Annotated in this window: 11 protein-coding genes; 5 read left to right on the forward strand and 6 right to left on the reverse strand. The window is 47.7% G+C overall.

Annotation, left to right across the window (positions count from 1 at the left end; genetic code table 11):
* The first annotated feature begins 109 nt into the window (after nt 1–109).
* Nucleotides 110–1,312 (forward strand): L-2-hydroxyglutarate oxidase, encoded by a 1,203-nt coding sequence (gene lhgO / locus DDZ15_RS00700; RefSeq protein WP_109643843.1) that lies wholly within the window; start codon nt 110–112, stop codon nt 1,310–1,312.
* 43 nt (nt 1,313–1,355) lie between these two features.
* Here lhgO and DDZ15_RS00705 read toward each other — a convergent pair whose 3' ends face one another.
* Together DDZ15_RS00705 and DDZ15_RS16570 are read right to left on the reverse strand one after the other, a co-directional pair.
* Nucleotides 1,356–2,438 (reverse strand): 6-bladed beta-propeller, encoded by a 1,083-nt coding sequence (locus DDZ15_RS00705; protein ID WP_109643845.1) that lies wholly within the window; start codon nt 2,436–2,438, stop codon nt 1,356–1,358.
* Nucleotides 2,439–2,501: 63 nt separating this feature from the next.
* Nucleotides 2,502–2,771 carry a hypothetical protein gene (locus DDZ15_RS16570; RefSeq protein ID WP_146198472.1) on the reverse strand — a complete coding sequence of 90 codons (270 nt, stop codon included), beginning with the start codon at nt 2,769–2,771 and terminating at the stop codon, nt 2,502–2,504.
* A gap of 129 nt (nt 2,772–2,900) precedes the next feature.
* Here DDZ15_RS16570 and DDZ15_RS00710 point away from each other — a divergent pair, with 129 nt between their 5' ends.
* From DDZ15_RS00710 to DDZ15_RS00720, 3 genes are all read left to right on the forward strand, one after another.
* Nucleotides 2,901–5,768, forward strand: coding sequence for an FAD-binding and (Fe-S)-binding domain-containing protein (locus tag DDZ15_RS00710; protein ID WP_109643847.1), 2,868 nt, complete (start codon nt 2,901–2,903; stop codon nt 5,766–5,768).
* Nucleotides 5,769–5,977: 209 nt separating this feature from the next.
* The gene (locus tag DDZ15_RS00715; protein WP_109643849.1) at nt 5,978–7,255 is read left to right on the forward strand and encodes an LVIVD repeat-containing protein; all 1,278 of its coding nucleotides are present in this window, start codon (nt 5,978–5,980) and stop codon (nt 7,253–7,255) included.
* 254 nt (nt 7,256–7,509) lie between these two features.
* Complete coding sequence (locus DDZ15_RS00720; RefSeq protein WP_109643851.1) at nt 7,510–8,232, forward strand: hypothetical protein; 723 nt, start codon at nt 7,510–7,512, stop codon at nt 8,230–8,232.
* A gap of 33 nt (nt 8,233–8,265) precedes the next feature.
* Here the strand turns inward: DDZ15_RS00720 and DDZ15_RS00725 are convergent, their stop codons facing one another.
* From DDZ15_RS00725 to tnpA, 4 genes are all read right to left on the reverse strand, one after another.
* Nucleotides 8,266–8,853: a flavodoxin family protein gene (locus DDZ15_RS00725; RefSeq protein WP_109643853.1), complete on the reverse strand. Its 588-nt coding sequence runs from the start codon at nt 8,851–8,853 to the stop codon at nt 8,266–8,268.
* Nucleotides 8,854–8,898: 45 nt separating this feature from the next.
* The gene (locus tag DDZ15_RS00730) at nt 8,899–9,777 is read right to left on the reverse strand and encodes an LSm family protein (protein WP_199222840.1); all 879 of its coding nucleotides are present in this window, start codon (nt 9,775–9,777) and stop codon (nt 8,899–8,901) included.
* 137 nt (nt 9,778–9,914) lie between these two features.
* Nucleotides 9,915–11,621 carry a DNA repair protein RecN gene (gene recN, locus DDZ15_RS00735; RefSeq protein ID WP_109643855.1) on the reverse strand — a complete coding sequence of 569 codons (1,707 nt, stop codon included), beginning with the start codon at nt 11,619–11,621 and terminating at the stop codon, nt 9,915–9,917.
* A 503-nt stretch (nt 11,622–12,124) separates the two neighbouring features.
* A complete protein-coding gene (gene tnpA, locus DDZ15_RS00740; RefSeq protein WP_109643857.1) occupies nt 12,125–12,616 on the reverse strand; it encodes an IS200/IS605 family transposase in 492 nt (163 codons plus the stop codon).
* Between the two features lie 158 nt (nt 12,617–12,774).
* Here tnpA and DDZ15_RS00745 point away from each other — a divergent pair, with 158 nt between their 5' ends.
* Entirely contained in the window at nt 12,775–13,059 is a 285-nt protein-coding gene (locus DDZ15_RS00745; RefSeq protein WP_109643859.1) for a hypothetical protein, read from the forward strand.
* Nucleotides 13,060–13,261: the final 202 nt, after the last annotated feature.

Below are 13,261 nucleotides of genomic sequence, written 5' to 3' on the forward strand. Positions count from 1 at the left end.
GGATATTCGATAAAAATGTTTTAACTAACTACAAAGCCCTGATTTCTTTATTTTCAATGAATATTCATTCTTACACCGGCTCCAACAAAACCAAACAGAAGTCCGTTTTATGACGTACGATTTTTTAATTGTGGGTGCAGGCATCGTCGGCCTGTCAACCGCATATAAGCTATCGAAAGCCTATCCCGATGCCAATATCCTCGTACTGGAAAAAGAGGATCGTGTAGCAGCGCATCAAACAGGAAGAAACTCGGGTGTGATCCATTCCGGCATCTACTATAAGCCCGGAAGTTACAAAGCCAGGAATTGTGTAGAGGGCAGGCACGAACTGGTGGCATTCTGCCGTGAACACGGAATTACCCATGAGGTCTGCGGCAAGGTGATCGTTGCGACTGATGAATCGGAGAAACCGGGACTCGAAAAAATCTATCAGAGGGGCCTCGAGAATGAAATCGAGGGGATCTCTATGATCGGACCCGATGAAATGAAGGAAATTGAGCCCTGGGTGAATGGTATTCAGGCCATCCACGTACCCTGTTCAGGCATTGTAGACTACGCTGGTGTATGCCGCAAACTTGCAGAATTGCTGAATGATGCAGGCAACGAAATACGGCTCAATAGTGCTGTCAAATCCGTTTATCATAACAATGGTACCGTCACGGTTCAGACCGGCAAAGAGCGAATCAGCGCACGTTACCTGATCAATTGCGCGGGCCTGCACTCCGACAGAATCGCGCACGCTTCCGGTATCACCTCTCCTGTAAAAATCGTGCCCTTTCGCGGCGAGTATTATGAGCTCACACCCAATGCCCAGCACAAGGTAAAGGCATTGATCTATCCCGTCCCCAATCCTGAATTTCCCTTTTTAGGCGTTCATTTTACACGCATGGCCCTCGGCGGCGTGGAGTGCGGACCCAACGCCGTTTTTGCCTTCAAGCGGGAAGGGTATGAAAAAACCTCATTCGACATAAACGATGTGATCGATACCTTCAATTTTCCGGGTTTTTGGAAGCTTGCGGGAAATCACTGGCGCATGGGCATTGACGAACTCTACCGCTCCTTCTCAAAGCAGGGGTTTCTTGAAAATCTTCAGAAACTGATCCCTTCGATCGGGATCAGCGACATTACGGAATCACCATCGGGTGTACGCGCCATGGCCCTGAAGCCCGACGGCGAAATTCTGGACGACTTCTATTTCGAAACCACAGAGAACGAAGTTCACGTACTGAACGCCCCGAGTCCCGCGGCCACGGCCGGACTTGCGATCGGTTCTGAAATTACGGAGAAGGTTAAAAGCAGCTTTGGGCTTTAGAAGATATAAATTGAAATATCATTAAATTTTTTAATTAAAAATTCTAAAGTGATATTCTTAAAAAATATAAAGTATGCTGAACCTCATCTGAATCTGAATCGGCCCTATAAAAAACAAGGCTATTACCGAAACTAGAAACAACCTTCAAGCCTACTTCTTCATGAATTTCTTTATTCATGTTTATTTTTTTTATAAAGCCCATGTTTTTGTCATAAACAAACAAGTTTAATCTTCTGGGATCATCCTCTTCGTAGTTATATTCATTACCAATCAATATGCCAATATTCTCAGGATTATAGAACCCAACTTCGGTAATTCCAACTATAAAATCTGTCAATTCATATATACCTTTGAATTGACTGAATATATAAGGCATTCTGATTGCATTTCTAATATCTTGATTTACCTGGTCTCTTGTTTCATACCTATTCGGTCCTAAATAAAAATCGTCATCATTTAATGATATATTTTTTTCTGAATCTGAAAGAATATTGTAAACAACTATTTCATCCCTGATAGGGCTTCCATAATACAAATTGGGATAATTCATATACATATTGAAATGGAAATCAACCCTGGTTGTCATAAGTTCATGTTCAATTGTTTGACTTCCAACATCTTTGATAAAAATATCCTCTTCGTAGTTTATGATTCGTACAAAGTTTAATGGCACACTCCTTCTTGTGAAATAGGCTATAATGTTTTCATTACAATCCAGAGCCATGGAGGCTGAATTATTTTCCATTATAGTGCTCTCTTTGATTCCTTCACCGTTGCGGTCAAAAATCATAAGCTTGGATAACTGATGATCCCATACATATATTTCATCATTACAAACTTGAACATTCGTAGGTCGCATAAATTCAAATGGACCACGCCCCCTTTTTGAAATTACATTTATCTGCAAACCGTCTTTATTATAATGTATTACTTGAGGATACCGACTGGGATGAGAACTTGCAACAAATGATGAATCTGAAAAAAAACTGACCTCTTGCAAATCTACGGCATGTTGTAGATTTTCTTGAAGAATAATTTTTTTGATTATAACAATTTCTTCTTCAAAAAAATTAGTTGATGAATTAATAAAAATTATAACTAATATTGTATAAACTATGTTTCTCATGAACTATAAGATTTAAACCCACGAAGGTCTATGCCTTCGTGGATTATAAAAAATTGATATTTTTCAGTTTCCTTCACCTGGATCACTTCCACCACCACCACCTATGCTGCAACATTCACCAGGACATGCAAATCCAATTTGTTCTGGGTATGTAATCGTGTAACATCCACATTCCTGTGCGTTAGTCCAGATTACCCATATTTCATCATCACATGATACAAATGATCCTTCTGCACATGTTTCTTCAGGCACCACAATAAATAAAGCAATTGCGGCTATGCTTACTGAAACCAAAGTAAATACCATCTTTAATTTTCTTTGTAATGTTTTCATAATTTAATACCGTTTAGTTAATAAATAACAAGCGTAAATGTAAATAACCCCCCCCCCAGATATTATTGTCAAGTAAAAAAATGTAAAAACATTTTGTAATTACTTATATAACTATTTCAGATTGTAATCTTGTCAACTTTCCAAACCGATACCCTTACCCGCCGGCTTTACTCTACCGATGCCTCCCTCTATGAAGAGCTTCCGAAAGGTGTGGCATTCCCTGAAAATCCGGACGATATCCGCCGTCTTGTTTTCCGGTCAGCGGAAGAGGGTTTTTCCATAACCCCACGAAGCGCCGGTACCAGCCTGGCCGGGCAGACAACAGGGAGCGGCGTGATCATGGATGTATCCCGTCACATGACCCGCATCCTGGAGATCAACCCGGATGAACGATGGGCGCGCGTGGAGCCGGGCGTGATCCGTGATACGCTTAACCGCGAGGCCGGTCAATACGGCCTGCAATTCGGTCCCGATACGGCCACCACCAACCGCTGCATGATCGGCGGAATGATCGGCAACAACTCCTGCGGTGCATTTTCTATAAAACATAAAACCACCCGGGAGCATATCCTGGAGATCGACGCGGTCTTGTCGGACGGGTCAACGGCGGTGTTCCATCCGCTTTCTGAAAAAGAGCTTCAAAATAAACTGTCGCTCGAAAACCTTGAGGGCGACATCTATCGTGGGATGCTTGAGCTGCTTCACAAGTATCGCGACGCCATTTTTAAGAACTATCCTCACCCGGATATCATCCGAAGAAATACGGGCTATGCACTCGACAGATTGTGTGAGATGGAACCTGTCACGCCGGGCGGCCGTCCGTTCAACATGGCCGAACTGTTGTGCGGCAGCGAGGGAACCCTGGCCATGACAACATCAGCCAAACTGAATCTGGTGCCGGTCCCCAAGCACAAAGTACTTCTCATCCCGCAGTTCAAAACCCTTCGCGAGTCGATGCTCGCAACCGTGGAGGCCGTGAAATGGAATCCGGCCGCAGTAGAGCTGGTCGACAACATTATCCTGGACGCAACCAAAGGCAATATCGAACAGAGGCGAAACCGGTTCTTCCTCGATGGTGAACCCGGCTGTATTCTGATTATCCAGTTTGAGGGCGACGATGCGGAAGAGATTGCGGAAAAGGCACACGGCCTGGGCAAGGCTCTGAAAGATAAAGGGCTTGGATATGCACATCCTGTGCACGCTGCCGAAGAGGAGATGAGCCGGGTCTGGGATCTCCGTAAAGCCGGCCTGGGCCTGCTGATGGGTCTGGGGAGAAAATCCCCTTCGCCGACATTTGTGGAAGATACTGCAGTACGGGTGGATGATCTTCCCGACTATGTAGAAGAGTTTCAGCAGATCCTGCAAAAGCACAACACCAGCTGCGTGTTCTACGCCCATGCTTCGGTAGGAGAGCTTCATCTGCGGCCCGTTATCGACACCACAAAACCTGAGGGCATCCAAACGCTGAAAGAGATTGCCGAAGAAGTGGCGGAGCTGGTTAAAAAATATCGCGGTTCATTGTCGGGTGAGCACGGCGACGGACGCGCCCGCGCACCGTACATTGAAACCGTGCTTGGAAAGGAGATGATGCCGCTCCTGGAACGGGTGAAAGATATCTGGGATCCCGAAAACCGGTTCAACCCCGGTAAAATTGTTCGTCCGGCACCTATCGACTCTCATCTTCGATTTTCTCCTGATTACAAAAAACCGGATGTAGACACGATTTTTCACTGGCGGAAAGCGGGAGGTTTTGATGCGGCCGTGGAGCAGTGTAACGGGGCCGGTGTGTGCAGAAAACTTGCAGCGAGCGGCGGCACCATGTGTCCCTCTTACCACGCTACACGTGAGGAGAAAGACAATACCCGCGGACGTGCGAACCTGTTCCGTCAGCTTTTTTCCGGCAAGCAGCAGGAGGCTTTTTCATCCGAAGAGCTCAAGGACGCCCTCAGCCTCTGCCTGAGCTGCAAAGCGTGCAAGAGCGAGTGCCCCGCCAATGTGGACATGGCTAAAATGAAGGCGGAGTTCATGAACGGATGGCATAAACAGCAAGGTACAAGCGCCGGGGAACGCTTTTTTGGTCAGCCGGAAAAACTCTATCCGTTGGCTTCCGCATTTGCCCCGGTCACCAATCTTATCAACCGGCAAAAACCGGTGAAGGTGCTTCTTGAAAAGCTTTTCAATATCGATTCGCGACGAAACCTGCCGGAGTTCGCATCCGAAACTTTTGAAAGCTGGTTCCGAAAGAACAGGACAACCCATACCGGGCGCGACAGAAAAGAGGTGGTTTTGCTGGTCGATATCTTTACCAACTACCATGAGCCGGATGCAGCCATTGCCGCCAGCAAAATCATTGACAAGCTTGGGTATGATGTAGCATTTCCCGGAATATTTCCCACGGGAAGGCCGCAGATCTCAAAAGGGCTGCTGGATGAGGCATCGGCCATCTGTACCGAAAACATTCACCGTCTGAAAGGTTATGCGGATAAAAGCATGCCCATTGTGGGGCTCGAACCCAGCGAAATCCTTACCCTTCGAGACGAATACACCGATCTCTGCAGCGAGCAAGATTTTGACGACGCGACAGCCATCGCGCGAAACGCGTTTTTGTGGGAAGAATTTATCACAACCGAGTTGTCGGCATTGGATGATGCGCCGCAGGCTGGCGGGTCAACGGTTTACATTCATGGCCACTGCCACACGAAGGCGCTCGTTGGTGGAGATCCCCTGATGCAAGCCTTTAAGCTGATGGGTTTCGAACCGGTTGCTCTGAAGACGGGCTGCTGCGGGATGGCGGGTAGTTTCGGTTATGAACGGGATAAGTATGATGTATCGATGTCCGTGGGTGAACAGGTGCTCTTTCCCGCACTTCGCGAACTGCCGGACGATGCCATCGTCTGCGCACCGGGCTTCTCCTGCCGGCATCAGATCACCGACGGGGTTAAGCGCAAAGCCCTGCATCCGGCCGTAATCATGGAAAATGCCTTTGGAGGGATGTAGTTGGAGGTTGGTAGTTCGTGGTTCGTTGATAGTTGTTCGTAGTTCGTTGCTCCTTGTTCGGTTTCTCTGTTTCTCTGTTTCTCTGTTCGTCTGTTTCTCTGTTCATCTGTTCGTCTGTTCATCTGTTTTTCTTCTCTCCATAGGTATCTCTCTTTTCCCGGCTGTACTCATAGCAGAAACCATTTCATTATCCTTAAACCGTTTCCGCTATGAAAAAACCAGCCGCCAGCCTTCTGCTATTTCCTGTTCTTATCTTGCTGTTGCTCAGCTCCTGTGATGACATCACCAAGCAGACCATTACCTGGGTTGAATTTGAACCTGTTTACATGTCGCAGGAGGAGTTCCTGAACTCCGTTGCACAGGAAAGTGCCAAAGACCTTGAGAACCCGGGCAAGATCTATTTTTACAACGGCTACCTTTTTGTGAATGAGGTAAATGAGGGAATCCACATCATCGACAACCGGGATCCTTCCAGCCCAGTTAATGTCGGATTCATCAATATTCCGGCAAATAAAGATCTCGCAATCCGGAACGATATTCTTTACGCAGATTCGCAAAAAGACCTGCTGATATTCGATATCAGTGACCTGGAAAATGCTGAGCTTATCGAGCGCATTGAAGACGTATTCAACACCAGTGCAGAGATGGCTCCCGGATTCACAACCCAGGCGGTTGATCCGGAAAAGGGCCTCGTAATCGACTGGAAACCCGTAGTGAAGGAAGAGATTTGTGAAGGAACCTGCAGATCGCACCCCGGCTGGGGATTTCGCACGCTTGCATCCACCGACGCGATGTTCAGCGGCGGGGCGGGCTCTGAGGGTTCGCAAAGCGGGGTCGGGGGATCCATGGCCCGGTTCACAATTCAGGGCGATTACCTGTATGCGGTGGACCATACCGACCTGATCACATTTAACGTAACGTCTGCCGACAATACGATTAAGGTGGATCAGAAAAGTCTTGGATGGGCTATTGAAACCATATTCCCGTATCAGGAAAACCTGTTTATCGGGTCGGAATCGGCCATGTACATCTATGAGCTGAGCAACCCGACCAGTCCCTCACAACTTTCGGTATATCTGCATGCAACCTCCTGCGACCCTGTTGTGGTTGAGGGAGATTATGCCTTTGTGACCCTGAGGGAGGGTGAACGGTGTCCGCGAGGCATCAACCGCCTTGAAGTTATCGATGTAGAGAACCTGACGCAGCCCACCAAGGTGCAGTCCTATGAAATGATCAATCCGCACGGGCTGGGAATCGATAACGGAACGCTCTTTGTCAGCGAAGGCGAGTACGGGTTAAAAATCCTGGATGCAGCCAATCCGCTTGAAATACGTCAGCTGCGACACATCACGGATATACAGGCTTATGATGTGATCCCCCTGAATGGTGTGCTGATGGTGACCGGCGGCGGCGGAATTGTTCAGTACGACTACTCAGACCTCGATAATCTGCGGCTACTGAGCACCATACCTGTGTACAGCGAGTAACATCACAGGGTTCCGGTAAGTGAGGTGGATGATTTGGGCCAATAAGCTGATTTAACGTGAGTTTCCCGAAGGGATCCCTCACGGGGCGAAATAAGAAATTGAACAGGAAGAGCCCCATTGCCCTCCGTCAGCCGACGGAGGGACACTCTTCAACAAGCTTTTATCCTAAACTCAGTTGAAATGTTGACTTTTTACGAAACTAAAAGCGTTCTCTCATAAACCTGGATGATTTAACACCTTTCAGATTGTATATCATGAAAACACTCCTCATTCTTTTTACGCTATGCGTCTCTGTTACCGGCGTGCTGTCCGGACAACAGCGTGAAGCCGGAACAGACGTCATATATCTGAAAAATGGCAGCGTGATCCGCGGTGAAATTCTGGAGATCAAAGAGAACGGGCATATACGCATTCGCTATTCGAATTCTGATGAGCTGTTGATAATGGTAAACGACATCCTGCGTGTGAACCGTGACCGGGTTTCCACCGGACTTCACTACAACACTTCCGGTTATATGAACCGGTCAGGATTTGAAATATTGAGCGGTACAGGCGGTAATACGTTTCGGTTTGCCAGCATTCACGGCCTCCATTTCAATCCGCACCTATCGGCAGGCCTGGGAATAGGCCTTACACCCTACAATGATCCGCTGAACCTGATCCCTTTCTTTGCGGATGTAAATTACAGGCTCCTGAAAGCCAACACCTCCCCCTATATCTATCTGAAAGCGGGATACAATTTCACCATGAAGAACGAAAATGAAGATACTGCCGCGCTGAACCGCCATACAGGAGGATTGCTCATAAATCCCGGTGCGGGAATCGACTTCAATTTCGCATCGGGCTTCGGTTGGTATATTCAGGCGGGCTATAATATCGATCAGTCATCCTTCGAGTTTGACGGATGGGGAACCGAAGTGGTGCGTACGGATTTGACGTACCGCAGAATAAGTGTTGGTATGGGCTTCACCTTCTGATCTCAACCAACCTTTGCAGTCATCTGTTTAACTTTACTCTGCAATACTGAAGCGAAGTGTAACCTGAGCAACACGTTCACCCAGTTTTCTTCCTTTTTCCAGAAATCGGGGATGAATGTTTTCCGGTTGCCCTGCAGCGAACGGTTCTTCGGATGTAATGGCAGACGCACCAAAGGCCTGGGTCCAGTCGGGGCCGCCTACCACAATCATCCCGAAAATGAGCATACTCTGCAGAACACCGGTTTGCGCCAGCTCCTCCCCTGCAGAAATACCACCCCCGGTAACAAAAACGGCACCGATTTTATCCTTCAGCGGTGAACCCTCAAACGGCCATGAAGCGATAAATCTCGATATTTCGGGGGTTATGGCGGCATTATACACCGGGCTGCCCACGATGATAGCATCTGCATTTTTCAGATCCGTTTCCGTAACATCTGCAGACTGTTTCAGCAGGACCTGAATACCATCAACCGACCTTGCTCCGTCGGCCACGCTGCGGGCCATCATCTCCGTATTTCCCGTTTCGGAGTGATATGCAATCAATACCGTTTTTTGAGCAAATGCAGAGTAACTGCTAATAAAAAAAAGAAGAATAAAAACGGTTAACGTTGCCTGTTTCATCAATCTTTGATTAGGGGTTATACTAAGAAACTGCGGTGTCCCGGATTATCTGTTCCCGAACGGAATGGTGACACTGAGCCATGGCACGCCTACGATGTCAACAGCCGACAGCGGGCGGGCCAGGCCAAAATCGAGCGCAAAATTTTCTGGAGCCCATCTTCCCCCGAAGATACCAAACCCGCTGCCTTCGATACCCGGCAAAAAGTAAATCTCGCCAAGCAGCTGAAATGTTCTGTTTGTCCTGATCAGTCCGCTCACGTTTACCAGCGGTGTATCGGAAATTTCTCCTCCGCCAAACCCATATCCAAAGCCTATGGTGAGGTTTTTATCCCTGTTGCCAATCGTTGTATTTCCATAAAACAATCCGAAACCGCCATCGGTGTCTTCGCCGACCACACCACCGATCAAGGCTCCTCCACCCGCATAAAATTTACCGTGAGTGATGGGAATGGAAACTTTGGGTAGTATCCAGAATGGGAACGATGACTGGCCAAATAGAAATAGCGGAACCAAACCGGCACCGATGGACACATTATCGGTTATTCCCACATTGGCATTGTTTAACAGAATCCAGGTGTTTTGGTAGTATCCGGCACCCTGTTTCAGTCCGATCGCATTCGGGGCAAAAAAGTACCGGGTACCCTGAGGGTTCTCGAACCAGTAGCTCCCATCCCTGATTCTGTCCGGTTCAATGGTTCGCAAAGAGCGGATGTTTGTTTTCTCAATGGTGATCTCGCCCAGTCCATCCACCCTGAGAATGATCTGATCCTCATTTTCTTCTACAATCCGGCCGACCAGTACTGTGCCATCGTTCGTTTCAATCCGTACCGTTTCACCCGTTCGGTCCTGTGCCTGCATTGAAGCAGGCAGAATCCACAAAGAGAGGACCAGTAGGAAAAAAGGGAAGGTCATTTTTGGGGTCATTGGTTTCCTTTTTTTGAATTTTGGTTTTACACGGGACGGTTATTCTGCAAAAGATGTCGGTTACCTGCGATACACAAATACGGCTGAATGATAGAAATGTTTTGTAATGGCAGCCTGTTACCGGGCTTTTTTCTTATCTAATTTTGAATTCCCACTCTCTCAATAAGCTCACGGGCACTGCTTAGTGCAGAATCGGATATGCTCTCACCGCTCATCAGTGCAGCCACTTCACGGATATGCTCTTCAGGTGATAGCGGTGTAATCTGAGTAACTGTGCGGTCCCCGGTTTCCCTTTTTTCTACGCGGTAGTGCCTGTGTGCCTGACTGGCAATCTGCGGCTGGTGTGTAATCGCTACAATCTGACAGTGTCCGGAAAGCTTTCGCATTTCACGGCCTACTTTTTCAGAAATATTGCCGCTGATTCCGGTGTCGATCTCATCAAAAATCATGACCGGCAGATGCTGTTCCCTGGCCAGAATCGATTTCAGGGAGAGCATCACACGGCTCACTTCACCGCCTGATGCAATTTTTGCCAAAGGCTTTGGATCTTCACCCTTATTGGTGGAGATGAAAAACCGAACGTCGTCACACCCGTTAACGGTACACTCAACCTGCTTGCCGTCAATCTGAATCCAGCCGGTATCCGACTCTTTCCACTCCACGTCCACGCGGAACTGTCCGTGGCCGATACCCAGATTTGCAAGTGCGGCTACAATCTCAGCGGAGAGCACTTCACCAATGCGTTCCCGCTCGTTATGAACTCTTATTGCACGCTGCCGAAGTATCTCTGCCTGTTTAGAGATATCCGTTTCCAGTTTTTCGATCTCGAGGTCAAAGTTCTCTGCTACGTTCAGCTCCTTTTTGATCTCATTGTAATAAGAGATCAACTCCGGAATGGTACGCTGGTATTTTTTTCGAAGACGGTTTAGCTCAGACTGACGACTGCGAAGTTTCTCCAGCCGCTGCGGATTAAACTCGATCCTGCTGCGATACCGCTCTGCAAAACTGACGGCCTCCTGGATGCTGATCCGAGCGGAGTTCACTTCCTGCAGATAGGTTTCGAATTCGGGCTCGATGCGCGCCATATCCTCGAGGGTCAGCTTGATGTTATTGAGCATCTCCATCAGGCTGATATCTTCTCCTGCTCCGATTTCAGCGATGGATGCCGCCTTTTGATCCAGATCTTCCGCATTGTCGAGCAGATTCATTTCCGCTTCAATCTCCTCTTCCTCATGAACGGAAAGTTCAGCCTCTTCCAGCTCCTTAACCTGAAACTGATAGAGTTCCGTTTTTTCCATGAGGTCTCGTTCACGTTTCCTCAAAGCTGACAGTTCCAGCCGTAGAGACTTCATTTTTTCATAAGCTTCCCTGTACTCCTTCAGCAGGGGTTTGATGGCATCGTACTGATCAATCACACCAAGATGATTCTCATCGCGAAGAAGCATCTGATGGTCGTGCTGCCCATGGAGGTCCACCAGCTGATCGCCCACCAGTTTCAACACCGAAATGGTTACGGGTGTATCATTTATAAACGCACGGCTGGCTGATTGACGAATTTCGCGTCTCAGAATGAGTTCCTCTCTGAATTCGACTGCATTTTCTTCAAGAAGACTTTTGAGGGATTCATTCTCGCCCACCTGAATGGCAGCTTCTGCAATGGCTTTATCAGCGCCCTGCCGGATGACCTCCGTATCCGCCCGCTCACCCAAAATCATATTCAGTGCTCCGATGATAATGGATTTACCCGCCCCGGTCTGTCCGGTCAGAATGTTCAGCCCGCTGTCAAAGCCTACTTCCAGCTCGTCAATCAGGGCAAAATCTTTGATGTAGAGTGATTTGATCATTGTGGGTTGATCCGTTAAATGTACTGACCATATGGTAAAAGGAAGCGGTGGGTCACGCGGTGCGATAAAGGCACTTTACGGAATCGCTGCATGACAGCTCCCATTTTTCCGGTGATCTAAAATACAGATTCAAATTCGAATATACATCCGCTGATCACTCAATCCTTTGCCCCTACGGTTTAGAATTCAAACGCATTGCCTGAAGCCGCCAATTGTGCATCCGGGACAATAGCACCATCAGTGTTCTGCCTTTATCAAAACAGTCATTTTATGGCCAAATGAGCACATTACCAGCAAGCGTTCCGGAGGAACGTCTGGTCGGTACACCCACCGGGTGGACGCAGCACTCTCAATGCGTCCCGGAGGGACGCCTGGTGACACCGTTCACTGACATCTGATATTTAATGTTTGAAACTGGTTAAATCACCCATGATTGACTTTTAAGATTACATGCAAAAATCGATTTCTCACTGTTTCATAGCCCTTTTTTCTTCCTCTTTTTTTCAAATGAGTTCATTAAACAGATACTCAGGGTTATAATCTACTTCAAACGATTCCAGCATTTTAACATACTCACCAAGAAAAGACTCTTTTTTGTGACGCAATTCCTGATTCTGAATATATCTGATTACGTATGAGAGATCCCTTTTACAGTAGGAAAATGCACCGTATCCTTTCTGCCATGCAAAAGTCTCTTTACTGAGCCCCATTCGGTTGATCCATTTGGTGCTTTCCGATTTCAGATTTTGTACAAGAGCCGGTATGGCCTGATGCATTTTATATCCAATCAGGATGTGCAGATGATCTGGCATACTATTAATCTGGACCAGTTTATGTCCATTGTTCTGAATAATGCCCGTCATGTACATATGAAGTCTGTTTTTCCATTGCGGAAGGATTAATGCCCTTCTGAATTTCACAGCAAAAACCAAATGTATATGAATTTGGGAGTAGGTGTTTGGGACGTTGCTTTTTTTGTTTTGAGTTTTTCTCACTTTTTCAACTTCTCAATTGATTTTTTAACACTCTTGTGTATGTATGATCTCTTTTTGGGTAGTTCCTTACAGATTTTTTTGCTTTGATCGGGATATGACGGGCAGCATTTGGGGTTGCGATATCTGTAAGACATCAGGCGTTCCTCCGGAACGCGGAGATGGAGAGATCAGATTATTGCGGGGTTACCGATCAGGCGTTCCGCTGGAACGCAGAGATAGAACAGCCCGGATATGGAGAGATTGCCAACCAAAAGACCCTCCCGGATGCGAAGATGGAACGCCCAGGGTATGCAGGAGTTGCCAGCCAGACGATTGTCCGGGATGTGTGGAGCGGCATTCCCGGGTATGCAGGGATTACTAACCGCATGGCCCTACGGAATGCAAGGGTGTGGCACCCAGGATCTACAGGAGTTGTCAACCACTCGATTTTCCGGGATGTGTAGAGCGGCATTCCCGGGTATGCAGGGATTGCTAACCGCACGGCCCTACGGAATGCAAGGGTGTGGCACCCAGGATCTACAGGAGTTGTCAACCACTCGGTTTTCCGGAATGCGCGGAGTGACAGTCCCGGGTTTGCAGGAGTTGCCAACCGCACGAACCAACGGAGCGCGCAGATGGCTTCCAGAACGCAGGCAGCAGACAGAC

It is taken from the genome of Rhodohalobacter mucosus, from assembly GCF_003150675.1.
GTDB classification, from domain to species: Bacteria; Bacteroidota; Rhodothermia; order Balneolales; family Balneolaceae; genus Rhodohalobacter; species Rhodohalobacter mucosus.